This is a genomic window from Gracilibacillus salinarum (assembly GCF_022919575.1).
GTDB classification, from domain to species: domain Bacteria; phylum Bacillota; class Bacilli; order Bacillales; family Amphibacillaceae; genus Gracilibacillus; species Gracilibacillus salinarum.
This window is the reverse complement of sequence record NZ_CP095071.1, coordinates 2788740-2801975: the sequence shown is the minus strand read 5'-3', so window position 1 is coordinate 2801975 and position 13236 is coordinate 2788740. Positions and strand designations below refer to the sequence as shown.

Genomic DNA, 13236 nt, shown 5'->3' with positions numbered 1-13236 from the left:
AAACGTTCATCTGTTATGGACATTGAAATACTTAAGGAAAACCTTGCTGTATCAATAATATGTTGAAGTGCAACTTTATTAATTTTTTCCCTGTAGTCCAATTAAATAAGAAAAATTTGTTGACATCGTTTTCTTTCCTTGCTATTATCTTTTTTAGATACAACTTAGATCTAAGTTAGATTTTATGGTGGTGAGTGAGATGAAAAGACATATTTTAGGGTTTTATGGTGACGATTTCACTGGATCCACGGATGCAATGGAAGCACTTAGCCAATATGGTTTGAAAACGATTCTTTTTTTGAAAGTTCCTGATCAAGAAAGACTGAACCAATTTCAACATGTGGATTGTATTGGTGTAGCAGGAACAGCTAGGGCAAAGGGATTCAAAGGTATGGAGGAGGAAATTTCTCCAGTGTTTGAATTTCTTAAAAAATGCAATCCATATTTTGTTCATTACAAAGTTTGTTCTACATTCGACTCCTCCCCAGAGGTTGGAAATATAGGATTCGCAAGTGATCTGGCGAGAAAATACTTCGCGGATGGAAGTTATCCATTATTGGTAGCAGCACCTAATTTAGGTAGATACACCGTGTTTGGGAATCATTTTGCCAAGTTTAAAGATGAAATTTATCGATTAGACAGGCACCCCGTTATGGCGAAGCATCCTGTGACTCCTATGGATGAAGCAGATTTAGTGAAACATTTATCAACACAAACGAATCAAAGAATTACTAATGTAAGTGTAATGGATTTAGAAGCGAAGTCAGCGTCAGAAATTAACCAGCAAGAGGCTAATAATGCAGAGGTTGTCCTCTATGACGCATTGAACCATTCACATATGAAGAAAGTATCTGAAATATTGTGGGAAAAACGAAAGGAAACGACTCAATTTGTCATAGGTTCTTCCGGTGTAGAGTATGCACTAGGAGATGCTATGCAACGTCATGGCCACATTGAAAGAGTGGAGCAAGAAGCCAAGCCCAATAACGTAAATAAGATTTTTGCAGTTTCCGGCAGTGTATCTGAGGTTACGAAGCAACAGTTGGACAATGCAGAAGAGGCTGGTTTCCGTTTGTTGCGAATACCGTATGAATTATTTACAGACGAAGAGAAGGTACAACCATTTTTATTAAATATTGCAAAACAAGTGGATCAACATAAAAAAGTGATTATTTACACAGCCAGAGGCGCAGATGATCCACATATTGCAAGGACTAGGGAGCATTTGTTCAAAAATGGTGTAAAGAAACAAGATATTGGTATTTATATTGGGGAGAAACTAGGGCGATGGACAAAGCAAATGCTTGATTTAGTGGATCTGCAACGAGTAATCATTTCTGGTGGCGATACTTCTGGGTTTGTGACATCAAATCTTGACATTTATGGCTTAGAAGTGATCGATTCTATTGCGCCGGGAGCACCTTTATGTTTAGCATATTCAGAGAGAGCTAAATTTGATGGACTGGAAATTTCGTTAAAGAGTGGTCAGCTAGGTGGTCCAGCGTTTTTTGAAAAGGTCTATCAATCTGGCTCTAAATAAATCTAAAGGATGGACATGATTATGCTATTAAAAGATGTTGCCTACCAAAAAATAAAAGCCAAAATTCTAGAAGAACACTATGAAGCAGGACAATTCTTATCAGAACGTACCTTAATCGATGAATTAGGAATGAGTAAAACGCCGATAAAAAATGCACTTGTACGCTTAGAATCAGAAGGGTTTGTTACGGTTTCTTCTAAACAAGGAATTATTGTAAATGATATTTCTATTGAGAGAATAAATGATATATACAGCTTACGAATTGCTTTGGAGACGTTTAATTGCCAAGATATATACCAAAGAATTTCAGATGAACAATTAAAAGAGTTACAAGATATTGTAGATGCTACCGAAAAAGCAGCAGAAGAAAAAGATGTAAAGCTTTTCGCGACATTAGATCATGAATTTCATTTGGCGATTAGTGAGTTTGCTGGAAATAATGAGATAACAAGAGTGCTATTAAATTATCAAGATCATTTACGACGTATTACGCTACGTCATTTGAAAAAGGACCCTTCAAGGGTACAGAAATTTTACACAGAGCATATGGAAATTCTACATGCATTAAAAAATAGAGATGAAACCTGCTCTGACTTAATGAAACGACATCTATTGGAATCGAAGATGATGTATTTTCAATAACATCAGCAGGAGATAAGGGAGAGATTTAACATGAAAGCGGTATTTGTAGAGGCTGCAGAACAAATTAGCATCAAGGATATAGAAGTCCCAACATTAAAAGCAGATGAAATGCTTATTAAAGTAGCAGTAGCTGGAATTTGTGGCTCGGACATTCACACGTATAAAGGATTACATCCGTTCCGTAAACCCCCAGTCGTTATTGGACACGAAGTAGCTGGTGAAGTAGTGAAGATTGGCGACTCTGTTACAAAATTCAAAGTCGGGGATCGTGTTACCGTAGAACCACAAATCGGTACAGGTGAGAGTGAAGGTATTATGACAGGCAATGTCAATTATTCTGATCAACGCTTGGCTCCTGGAATGGGGGATTGGTTAGGAACAATGGCTGAGTATTTCGTTTCTCCAGAAGCACAGGCAGTGAAATTGCCTGATTCTGTTAGCTATGACCAAGGAGTATTAGTGGAGCCGTTAGCAGTTGGTGTACACGCTGCTTATAAAGCAGATATCAAACCTACTGATCGTGTAGCTATTTTAGGTGCTGGCCCAATTGGGTTACTTACACTTATCGCAGTAAAGGCAAAAGGCGTAACAGATGTCGTGGTGACAGATGTACTAGATTACTCTTTAGATGTAGCGAAAGATATGGGTGCATCAAACGTTATTAATAGTAAAGACAATGCAGATTGGATTAACGAAGCAAAACAGACATTAGACAAAGGGTCTTTCGACAAAGTATTCATAACGGCAGGTGTTCCTGGAATTATAAATGATTCTTTAAATTTATTAAGAAAAGGTGGACGTGTTGTAACAGTTGCTATGTTCCATGGCCAACAGTCTGTTGATATTGAACAATTGCAACAAAATGAAAAAGAAGTAGTGGGTTGCATGACTTATAATCGTCCAGATACGGAGGAAGCATTAGAGATTATTGCTAAGGGCGACTTAGATGTGGAGAAAGTTATCTCACATAAATTGCATTATGAGCAAGCAGGTGAAGGATTTACAATGGTCAACAAAAAGCAAGACAATTCTGTGAAAGTACTCGTTTCATTTGAATAGGGGGACCAAAAATGAAATCAAAAATCATTCTTTTACTTTTATCGATTGTCGCTTTGGTGTTAACTGCTTGTAATCAAGGTACAGCTAGTGCAGAAGATCCAACGGTGTTGCGTTTGGGACACATTCAGAGTGAATCAAACGCATGGCATAAAGGTTCTGTTAAATTTGCTGAATTAGTCGCAGAAAAAACAAACGGAACAGTCAAAGTAGAGGTTTATCCAAGCTCTACTTTGGGTTCCGACCGTGATCTTGTAGAAGGAATGCAAATAGGATCAGTGGACTTTGCGTTAGTTGCTGGTGTCATGTCGAATTTTTATAAACCATATTCCATTCTGGAACTGCCGTATTTATTTGAAGATTTAGATCACCTTGAAGAGTTTGTATACGGCCCTAATGGTAAGCGATTGCAGGAAGACATGTTAGAGGCTACAGGAGTCCGTGGTTTGGAATTTTGGTTGCGTGGTCCTCGTGAATTAACGACGAATAAGTTAGTAGAATCTCCAGAGGATCTAAAGGGTGTGAAGATCCGTGTACCCAATATAGAAGCCTCTGTGGAAGGGTGGACAGCTATGGGAGCTAGCCCGACACCAATGAATTTCGGAGAGGTGTACTCGTCACTGCAAACAGGTGTCATTGATGCACAAGAGAATCCGATTGCGTTTACGGCAAGTGCTCGTATCCATGAAGTGCAGGATTATCTGGTGAAGACCGATCATGTATTTGGTTATGTACAGCTATTAATGAGTGAAAAGACCTTTCAAGGTTTAACGGAGACTGAAAGAGATGCTGTATTAGAAGCTGCGAAAGAGGCCAGAGAATACCAAAATGAACTCGTTTTCGCAGAAGAGGAAGCAGCACTTCAGGATATGCTGGACGAAGGTGTGGAAGTGATTGAAGTAGATCAGGAGCCGTTTAGAGAAGCGGTGCAAGAAGTAAATGAAAAGTTAGCAAATAAGTATGGTAGAGAACTTTATGACACCATTAAGGAAATGAGGGAGTGAAGCCAATGAATACGTATTTAAAAATCATCGACAACGTTAATAATTGGGTAAAAGTGTTGGTTTCATTCTTGTTAGTTATTCTAGCGGTATTGGTTGTATTGCAGGTCACTACTCGTTTTGTCATTAATGTACCACTTAGCTGGACAGAAGAGCTGGCGAAGTATCTGATGATTTATATTGTGTTTTTAGGTTCGGGATTAGCCATGAGACATAATCAGCACATTGCAATTGATTTTTTATTTGAGATTGTTCATGCAGCAAATAAGCGAAGATTACAAAAAATAGTTTTATGGATAAGCGGAGTTTTCAGCCTCTTATTAGCCTATTATGGTGCACATTTAACCTATATCGTTATTGGACAATCAACACCAACTTTACAATATTCCATGGCTTGGGCTTATGCTGCCATCCCATTGGGCTCTGTACTCATGCTTTGCAATGTTATTGCAGTATTGCTGAGTCCAGACCAAGATGATCCGGAAGAAACGGCAGGTGAGATCCTATGATATTTGTGTTGCTCCTATCATTAGTTATTTTATTTCTAATAGGTGTACCAGTGGCTATTTCATTAGGGCTATCGTCAAGTTTAGCGCTATTAGTGGCGGGGGACATTCCTTTGCTTACTTTAGCACAGCGAGCATTTGTGTCACTTGATTCATTTCCATTGTTAGCGATTCCGCTTTTTATTCTGGCAGGAGCGTTAATGGAATATGGAGGAATATCTCAGCGACTAATAAATCTGGCGAATGCAATTACAGGACATGTTCCAGGTGGATTAGCAATTGTAACGGTTGTAACAACGATGTTTTTTGCTGCTATATCTGGCTCGAGTGTTGCGGCAACAGCTGCACTTGGTGCGATTTTAATACCAGCTATGACGAAGCGTGGATATGATAAAGAGGTTGCATCTGGAGTTCAAGCCGTATCGGGAACGTTAGGTATCATCATTCCACCTAGTATTCCGTTGATTTTATATGGTACAGCTGTTGGTGCTTCTATTGGGGATTTGTTTATAGCTGGAATGGTGCCAGGTGTAATTATTGGAATCGGTCTTATTATTACCGTAGTTATACTAGCTAAAAAGCGAAATTATTTAAAAGAGCAGAAGAAATCAGGGAAAGAAATTTGGAGTGCATTTATAGAAGCAATACCTGCCATTATTATGCCTGTCATAATATTAGGTGGTATATACAGTGGTGTTTTTACCGCGACAGAAGCGGCAGGTGTAGCTGTTGCCTATGCATTTTTAATTAGTATAGTATTCTATAAAGCTATTAATAGAGATAATATTAAAGAAATATTAACACAGGCGTCTGTTACGACATCTACTATTATGTTTATTCTTGCTACAGCAGGCTTGTTTAGTTGGATTCTAACGATTGAGAATATACCGCAACAAGTTGCTAGTCTAATTACATCATTTTCAGATAGTCCAATGGTATTCTTAGGAATTGTCGTGATTGTTCTGCTATTAGTAGGGATGTTTATGGAGACAAATGCTTCTATTATTATCTTAGCTCCAATTCTTGTACCAGTTGCTGTAGAGCTTGGATTGGATCCCGTGCACTTTGGTATCGTAATGATTGTCACGCTAGCTATCGGAATGGTAACACCACCGCTTGGGCTAAATCTTTTTGTCGTATCGAAGATCGGAAAAGTGAGAATCGATCATCTAACGAAAGGTTTAATCCCATTCTATATTGCAATTCTCATATGTTTAATTATTATTACCTTTATTCCTTCTGTAACAATGAGTCTTGTTAATTGGTTGAAATAAATAAACACAATAGGCAGGAGTGGACAAAAATGGATAAACAACTAGTAAAAGATCTTCAGCGAACAGGAAAGTTTATGATGGATAAAGATTTAGCCTGGGGCACTGCCGGCAATATTAGTGCTAGACATGAGGATGGCTATCTCATATCTGCCACGGGAACCTATTTAGGCGAGTTAGAGATGGAGGATTTTTCTTATTGTGTAAAGGGAGAGCATCTGGATGGTAAAAAGCCATCAAAAGAATTCTTAATGCATGAAGGCATTTATCAAGAACGACCAGAAATTAATGCGGTATTGCATGCTTCACCTTTTTACAGTACATTAATAGCTAATTCGAACTTAGAGCTTCCTTCCAATTACTTTGTGGAATCTATGTATTATTTAGAGCGTATTACCAGAATTCCTTTTTATAACCCTGGCAGTAAAGATCTTGCTATAGCGGTAAAGGAACAAGCCAAAGAGGCAAATGTATTCTTATTAGAGAATCATGGGATAATCGTTTGTGATGTGAATTTAAAAGAAGCTCGTACGGCATTGCAAACGTTAGAGTATACGGCAAAAATGCATATAACAGCACTGGAAAAGAATATTTCGATGAATGGACTTAGTGAAGAGACGGTCTATAACTTCATTCATCATTCAGGGTATAAACCAGTTCGTAACTGGCATAAATAATTGGTTAAACCAAATAATGAAAAGAAAAGCCACCTTTCTGCATGGTAATAAATGCTTTAGTTCAGAAAGGTGGTTTTTCTGTATAAGAAAAAAGGTTCACTACATTTATACTATCTTCCTATTCAATATATGAAAAATATGTCGAAATATATACCATAGGCAATATTTTATATTTGAAAGGGGAAACTATGTTAAAACTACTAAAAAAGCAAACCGTTAGAAAAAAAATGATGACAACCTCCTTATTGTTATTGATTCTGCCATTGGTGATATTAGGATATCTAACTTTCCATCAAAGCCAGCATGCATTAAATGAGCTTGGCGAAACCAACTTGAAGAATAGTGTTGTGTTAACGTTGGAGATGATAGATTCCCTGAATAAAGAAGTCGAAGAAGGAAATTTAGACCTGGAAGCGGCACAAGAGCAAGTGAAAGAATCTATTTTGGGTGAAATGCAGGGAGATGGCACAAGACCGATTAACACGGATATCGACCTAGGAGATAATGGTTATATATTTATAACGGATGAAGAAGCCACTATGCTTGCCCATCCGAATTTAGAAGGTCAAAATTTTTGGGAGTCAAAAGATTCGACTGGTAATTTCTTTACACAGGAATATACGGAAAAAGCGTTAAATGGTGGCGGGTATACGTATTATGAATGGCCGTTGCCGAATGATGAAAATCAGCTGGAGGAGAAAGTAGTGTATTCCGCTTATGACGAAAATTGGGGATGGGTTGTAAGTTCGAGTACTTATTTAATAGATTTTAATGCACCAGCAAACACATTACTCTATCAAATCATTTTTATTACGGTATTATTTATTATTATTGGCATTATTCTAACTTGGCTTTTCTCTAACAGTATTACCAAACCTTTAGCACAGGTTACCAATCGGATGCGAGAATTGTCTGAGGGGAATTTATCTAACGATCCGGTTCGCGTAAAAACAAAGGACGAATTAAAGACATTAGCGACAGAGATGAATCATATGCAGGACAATTTACGCAGTATGATTACAAATATATCGCAAGCTTCTGTATCATTAAGCAATCAAAGTAATGCATTGACTAACTCTTCTAATGAAGTAAGAGAAGGCTCCGAACAGGTAACAACCACTATGCAGGAATTAGCGTCAGGTGCAGAAGTGCAGGCAGATCATGTAAGTACGTTGTCAGAAATGATGGAAAACTTCAAAGATATTGTAGCAGAAACGAATCGAGAAGGGCTGAATGTTGGCAATGCATCTAGGCAAGTATTAGATCAAGCTGAATCTGGAAGTGGCTTAATGCAATCATCTGCTAATCAAATGAAGAAAATTGATGACATTGTAAAAAATGCCGTAGAAAAAGTAAGAAGCTTAGATGCACAATCACAAGAAATTGGCAGATTAGTAGCAGTGATTCATGATATTGCCGAACAAACCAATTTATTAGCATTAAACGCTGCAATTGAAGCAGCAAGAGCTGGGGAGCAAGGAAAGGGATTTGCCGTGGTAGCGGATGAAGTTCGTAAGTTAGCGGAGCAAGTGTCGGAATCTGTGTCAGATATTACAGGCATTGTATCAAGAATACAATCGGAATCGACCGGTGTTTCCGACTCACTTGAAGAAGGGTACCAGGAAGTAGAAAAAGGAACCTCCCAAATTCTTATGACACAGGACACTTTTACAGAAATTAATGATTCTGTGAAAGATATGGCAGATCGCATGGAAAATATATCGAATAATTTAGCGAATGTTTCAAATCGAACAGCGGAAATGAATGAATCGATTCAAGAAATAGCGTCTACTGCCGAAGAGTCTGCGGCTGGTATTGAAGAAACCTCAGCTTCAGCGGAGCAATCAAGCAGTTCAATGGAAGAAGTGTCCAATCAAGCGAGAAAATTGGACGGCTTATCGACAGAATTAAAGAATATCGTTCATCGTTTTCAGTTAAAACAATAATAAGAAAGCTCGTTCCTATCTACAGGTACGAGCTTTTTTGTACAGTAAGAAAACTAAAATGGTATCAGCGTAGTAATTTTTTAACAAAAATATAAAAGGGGTTGTTTCCAACTAAGTAGTTCCGATAATGTGGAGAAAACTTACAAAAACATTGGAAATAACATACCAAAAGGCATTGCAAATCACACTAAAAATCGCATACAAAAAAGCTCGTCATATCGACGAGCCTTTTTTTTTTTTATTATTTATTATTCCAGTCTTTTGCTAATAAACTATACGTCACCAAGTCTTCATAATGGTCATATATCCATTGTCCATCTCTTGTGATACCTTCCTTAGAAAATCCTAACCTTTCTGGAACAGCTATGCTCTTAACGTTATTTACAGCACATTGGATTTCCACACGATTGATATTCATTTGTTCAAATAGATAAGTTAATAGGGATGATACCGACCTTGTTATAATACCTTGACCTTGTGCTTCTTCAGAGAGAAAATACCCAACACTTGTAGTGCTGTTTTTCCAATCTATATAGTGGAGTCCAATCATACCAACTAATTTTCCATTAAATCGAATTCCAGCGTCAAAGCCATTATTATCAGCGTAGTTTCTTATCCAAATCGGTATGATAGGTTCGAAATCTTCTGCTGACTTCCTTTTATCTACCCACAGTAGCCATTTTCTTAGATGCTCACGATTTGTGTCTATGAGGTCGTATAATTCTTCCTTATGATGTTGCTGTAATAATTCGATGGATACTTCTTCGTCTACTTTGAATGAAAACATCTAATTACCCCCTTATATATTTACAAAATTATACCATAGTTTTCTGAACATTTAAGGCTTATTTTCACTTTTATCTAAGGTAGATTATATCTCTTAAATCAAAAACTTTATCAGTAATACCTAATCGTTGTGCAGGAGTAAGTTCTTTTCCATCGGCTGATTTATAAGTCTCACAGAAGTTATAGAATGTCCTTAATATGGTTAAAGCGTATTGAGCATATTTAGGGTTAAAATTGGCGTAGATATAGCTTTTCCCATCGCCTCTTGCGGTCATCAATGGTCTTTCAAGAATAGATAATCTTCTTCGTATCTGTTGAATGAAACTATTTGTTGCATTGTCATTAACATTCATAACCATTTTCGCAATTTCCTTTGGTTCGTAAGAAGATAAATCCGTTCTGCAATCCACTTTATGAAAACCTTTATCCCTCGAAGCCAACGGGTGGATTATAGGATTTTCAGCCCAATCTTTATAAGTTTGTTTTGGTGTTGATATTTCCTTATGAAATTTATGATTTTCAAAATGCTCTTTTAACATAAAGTAGGCTAACTTACGTAAATTCTTTGTTTCGTATCCTTTGTGAAATCCCCAATCTAATAAATCAAGTTTCGCATCCTCAAACTCTTCTAAACATTGCTTTCTACTCTTGTTCTTATCAACCGAACAAATGAAATGGTGTGCATCAGATAATCTTACTTCCTTCGAGAACACTCGGAAAAATGCCGATTTTATGGACGGGTCATTATCACTTATCATTCTCCACTCATTAGCATTGACCATTTTTTTAATTAACCAAAAGTGAGCCATTGTCGTATAAGTTGGATTAACGTGAAGTCCATCTACATACTGCATTCTCTTATTGAATTCATTTAATTCCTCTCGAAATTGGTGTAGTTTTTGATTATCTTTTGGTGATGGTTCTTGAGGGTAATATGAAAAGTCCAATCGGTTATTTTTCTTGCTGAAATCGTTCAAATGGTCTTCTTTATAGATGACAGTATCGTACTTTAAATCCTCGACTGTCATTTCCCAATCATATGCGACATCCACTCTGAACACGTATCTTGAAATTGCATCCGCTGAAACTACCACATAGGTCTGCACTTGATTATCTTCCAGTCCTGCATACTTTTTGCCACCTTGACCTTTCTTTCGAACGTTATTGAGGTTATAGTGCATTTTATCGGTGTTTAGCCACATTTCTTCGAAAGATTGGTTATTTAAATGGGGAGTTTCATACTTGTCCAAGAATTCCAAACAACATCGGTATAGCCATTCTAATTTATGATAATAAGTGCTAACCCCGATTTCTAAAATATCACAAGTACGGTTGATAGGCATTTTATTCAAAAGCAATTTTGCAAACATTGGGAGAATATCATTTCGTTTTTGACGATAGGTTGTTGATTGTCGTTTATTCGGAAGAACACTTGTCTTTTTCTTACAGACTTTACATTGCCAACGTTGAGCATTATTTAACGTCTTGCCTTGCTTGTAAAACCTATAAGGATTATCAAATGGAGTAAAGTGTCCAACAACACAAGTATCCTTATGAAAGCTATACTTTGGCTCTACATCTTGTGTCTGATTGATACGAATTAGTCTCGAAATTTCTTCTGCAACCGACCAATTCGAAACAGCAGTCGAATAACAATTTAATGTCATACCTCTATTTGGGTGGATAGGGTCTGGATTACACACAAGCGACTTCTTACTACTCGTTCCACTGATTTTATATCGTGATGGTTTCCCTTTAACTGTTTCAAATTTAACTTGTTCCTGACCACACCATTTGCAGAAGGGGTTAGTGCAGAAATTGTATTGGATTTTGTGAGACTTGTCGTTCCAAGTAAATTCAACGGGGAGATAAAGCATATGATTATATCGAGTAGCAAACTGTTTGTCTGACAGTAGTAGATATTGCTCTTTTCTATCTTTTAACTCTTCTTCATTAACTGGATTATGAACAACAACGATGCCATCTTCTCTTGTAGCTAATCGCTGTAATTTAGCCAATTTTTTAGTCCTCCATTCTTTCTTCTAATCCCATTTTTTTAATCATTCGTTTGTTGTTTCTTATTCCATTAACCCAATCAATAAATTTCTTATCATCTATTAGATTTTTTAAGAACTTATCAACAACTTCACTTTCATCATACTCACAGTATTCAGCATAATTCTTCACTATCTCTCTAACTTGTTCAGATATCAACCAATCAACTTTATCAGCGTTTTTGTTTTTAGGCTCTATGAACTGCATTTTATCGCCTCCCAAGAAAATAGTAAAATCATCATAGTAATTAACGCCTATTTTAACACTATAATTTACACCTTGACAACAGTTATTGTCACTCTGTTATTTATTTTGTTATTTATAATGCTATTTTATATGTTAATTTAATCAAATTGTTGATATAACAATAAAAATGGCATATCAATTTACTTTGCGATTTGGTATGCCATTTCATATGCTATTTATACTGTTTCTCCACAAAAACGGAACTACTTAGTTTCCAACGGCTTCTTTATTTTTGGGCATAGGTTATCCCCAATTCATAAGCCTTCTCCATCCAATAGTCTGCATATCCCGGCTATCAATAATTTCTGTTTGATGACCTGCATCACGAAGTCCTTTGACAAACTGATAGGCAATCTGGAAGGTTAACGAATCTTCTCTGGGGTGAGTGACAATGGTTAATACTTTCATCTGATTTGCTCCTTTTTCGTTGTATCATACATTTAGTTTATAATAGATATATAATTCAGTAAAATTGATATTTTAGATATGTTAGTTCAATAAAAATGATAATGAGGTGATCGAAATGGAGCTGCGGCATTTGATAACGTTTAGAACAATCGTGGAAAAGGATGGCTTTAAAAGAGCAGCAGACGCATTAGGCTATGCGCAATCATCTGTTACCGGACATATTAGGGAATTGGAAGAAGAGTTAGGACACCCTTTGTTTGATCGGTTAGGTCGAAGTATATCATTAACACAAGCTGGAAAGAGCTTTTACCCTTACGCGCTGGAAATCATTAAGTTGTATGCACAATCTAAAGAGGTGATGCATGCATCCAATGAGCCATCAGGTCAATTGATCATTGGTGCTAGTGAATCGGTTATGATTCATTGGCTGCCAGCGATTATGATGGAGCTAATCGAAGAATATCCGAAAGTAGAATTAATCCTAAAATCAGTCGATTATAAGAACTTATCTACCCAACTAAAAAACGGGGAAATAGATGTGGCTATGTTAGTAGAAGCATCCAATTGGGAAAGGGAGGATTTACACATAAGAAAAATTCAAGAGGAGAAGCTTTCTCTTGTCCAGCAAACAAATACAGGAACGAACCCTCACCATACCAAAATGCTGGTGACGGAGTATGCCTGCAGCTGGCGCCCGGCTATAGATCAATATTTAAAAGAACAGGGGAGCTACAATAACTCTGTAATTGAATTGCCAAGTGTCGAAGCCATCAAGAAATGTGTACTGTGTGGATTGGGACAATCAATTCTCCCTTCTTTTGTCATCAAGGATGAAATAGAAAAAGGCCTGGTAGAAGAAAAAACGTTTAACGCAGACGACTATTCATTAAGTCTGTTTACTGCGATCCATAAAGATAAATGGATGTCACCAAATTTAAGTCTATTTTTACAGGCAGTAGAAGATAGACCTTTCGACACAGTATCATCTCTAAATTAATTCGAAAGTAGCCTTTAAAATGATCATGATTGGTAATAAACATCTAAGTTTACCTTTATTAAACATTTTTACTGGATTTTTAGTGGGTGTTTTCTTTACAATAGA

13 protein-coding genes are annotated in these 13236 nt (G+C 36.9%); 9 read left to right on the top strand and 4 right to left on the bottom strand.

Annotated features, from left to right (window positions below; all coding sequences use genetic code 11):
* The first annotated feature begins 199 nt into the window (after positions 1 to 199).
* The 8 genes from MUN87_RS13030 (at position 200) to MUN87_RS12995 (ending at position 8639) form a co-directional block, all read left to right on the top strand.
* Complete coding sequence (locus MUN87_RS13030; RefSeq protein ID WP_244740748.1) at positions 200 to 1540, top strand: four-carbon acid sugar kinase family protein; 1341 nt, start codon at positions 200 to 202, stop codon at positions 1538 to 1540.
* 21 nt (positions 1541 to 1561) lie between these two features.
* Positions 1562 to 2182, top strand: coding sequence for a GntR family transcriptional regulator (locus MUN87_RS13025; protein ID WP_244740746.1), 621 nt, complete (start codon positions 1562 to 1564; stop codon positions 2180 to 2182).
* 30 nt (positions 2183 to 2212) lie between these two features.
* A complete protein-coding gene (locus MUN87_RS13020) occupies positions 2213 to 3241 on the top strand; it encodes a zinc-dependent alcohol dehydrogenase (RefSeq protein WP_244740744.1) in 1029 nt (342 codons plus the stop codon).
* An 11-nt stretch (positions 3242 to 3252) separates the two neighbouring features.
* Positions 3253 to 4242, top strand: coding sequence for a TRAP transporter substrate-binding protein (locus tag MUN87_RS13015; protein WP_244740743.1), 990 nt, complete (start codon positions 3253 to 3255; stop codon positions 4240 to 4242).
* Between the two features lie 5 nt (positions 4243 to 4247).
* Entirely contained in the window at positions 4248 to 4748 is a 501-nt protein-coding gene (locus MUN87_RS13010; RefSeq protein ID WP_244740741.1) for a TRAP transporter small permease, read from the top strand.
* A complete protein-coding gene (locus tag MUN87_RS13005) occupies positions 4745 to 6019 on the top strand; it encodes a TRAP transporter large permease (protein WP_244740740.1) in 1275 nt (424 codons plus the stop codon). Before MUN87_RS13010 ends, MUN87_RS13005 begins: the two co-directional genes overlap by 4 nt.
* A gap of 29 nt (positions 6020 to 6048) precedes the next feature.
* The gene (locus MUN87_RS13000; RefSeq protein ID WP_244740738.1) at positions 6049 to 6693 is read left to right on the top strand and encodes a class II aldolase/adducin family protein; all 645 of its coding nucleotides are present in this window, start codon (positions 6049 to 6051) and stop codon (positions 6691 to 6693) included.
* Between the two features lie 188 nt (positions 6694 to 6881).
* Positions 6882 to 8639, top strand: a complete 1758-nt coding sequence (locus MUN87_RS12995) for a methyl-accepting chemotaxis protein (protein WP_244740737.1) — start codon at positions 6882 to 6884, stop codon at positions 8637 to 8639.
* Positions 8640 to 8880: 241 nt separating this feature from the next.
* Here MUN87_RS12995 and MUN87_RS12990 read toward each other — a convergent pair whose 3' ends face one another.
* The 4 genes from MUN87_RS12990 to MUN87_RS12975 all read right to left on the bottom strand — a co-directional run bounded on the left by MUN87_RS12990 (position 8881) and on the right by MUN87_RS12975 (position 12134).
* Positions 8881 to 9426, bottom strand: coding sequence for a GNAT family N-acetyltransferase (locus MUN87_RS12990; RefSeq protein WP_153403054.1), 546 nt, complete (start codon positions 9424 to 9426; stop codon positions 8881 to 8883).
* Positions 9427 to 9496: 70 nt separating this feature from the next.
* A complete protein-coding gene (locus MUN87_RS12985; protein WP_153403056.1) occupies positions 9497 to 11443 on the bottom strand; it encodes an insertion element protein in 1947 nt (648 codons plus the stop codon).
* A gap of 4 nt (positions 11444 to 11447) precedes the next feature.
* Entirely contained in the window at positions 11448 to 11687 is a 240-nt protein-coding gene (locus MUN87_RS12980; RefSeq protein WP_153403058.1) for a hypothetical protein, read from the bottom strand.
* Positions 11688 to 11969: 282 nt separating this feature from the next.
* Entirely contained in the window at positions 11970 to 12134 is a 165-nt protein-coding gene (locus MUN87_RS12975) for an NAD(P)H-dependent oxidoreductase (RefSeq protein ID WP_244740735.1), read from the bottom strand.
* Between the two features lie 130 nt (positions 12135 to 12264).
* Here MUN87_RS12975 and MUN87_RS12970 point away from each other — a divergent pair, with 130 nt between their 5' ends.
* Positions 12265 to 13131 carry a LysR family transcriptional regulator gene (locus MUN87_RS12970; RefSeq protein ID WP_244740733.1) on the top strand — a complete coding sequence of 289 codons (867 nt, stop codon included), beginning with the start codon at positions 12265 to 12267 and terminating at the stop codon, positions 13129 to 13131.
* Positions 13132 to 13236: the final 105 nt, after the last annotated feature.

Coding starts and splice junctions, on each gene's coding strand:
- MUN87_RS13030 (WP_244740748.1), top strand. CDS start 200: ATGAAAAGACATATTTTAGGGTTTTATGGTGACGATTTCACTGGATCC.
- MUN87_RS13025 (WP_244740746.1), top strand. CDS start 1,562: ATGCTATTAAAAGATGTTGCCTACCAAAAAATAAAAGCCAAAATTCTA.
- MUN87_RS13020 (WP_244740744.1), top strand. CDS start 2,213: ATGAAAGCGGTATTTGTAGAGGCTGCAGAACAAATTAGCATCAAGGAT.
- MUN87_RS13015 (WP_244740743.1), top strand. CDS start 3,253: ATGAAATCAAAAATCATTCTTTTACTTTTATCGATTGTCGCTTTGGTG.
- MUN87_RS13010 (WP_244740741.1), top strand. CDS start 4,248: ATGAATACGTATTTAAAAATCATCGACAACGTTAATAATTGGGTAAAA.
- MUN87_RS13005 (WP_244740740.1), top strand. CDS start 4,745: ATGATATTTGTGTTGCTCCTATCATTAGTTATTTTATTTCTAATAGGT.
- MUN87_RS13000 (WP_244740738.1), top strand. CDS start 6,049: ATGGATAAACAACTAGTAAAAGATCTTCAGCGAACAGGAAAGTTTATG.
- MUN87_RS12995 (WP_244740737.1), top strand. CDS start 6,882: ATGTTAAAACTACTAAAAAAGCAAACCGTTAGAAAAAAAATGATGACA.
- MUN87_RS12990 (WP_153403054.1), bottom strand. CDS start 9,426: ATGTTTTCATTCAAAGTAGACGAAGAAGTATCCATCGAATTATTACAG.
- MUN87_RS12980 (WP_153403058.1), bottom strand. CDS start 11,687: ATGCAGTTCATAGAGCCTAAAAACAAAAACGCTGATAAAGTTGATTGG.
- MUN87_RS12975 (WP_244740735.1), bottom strand. CDS start 12,134: ATGAAAGTATTAACCATTGTCACTCACCCCAGAGAAGATTCGTTAACC.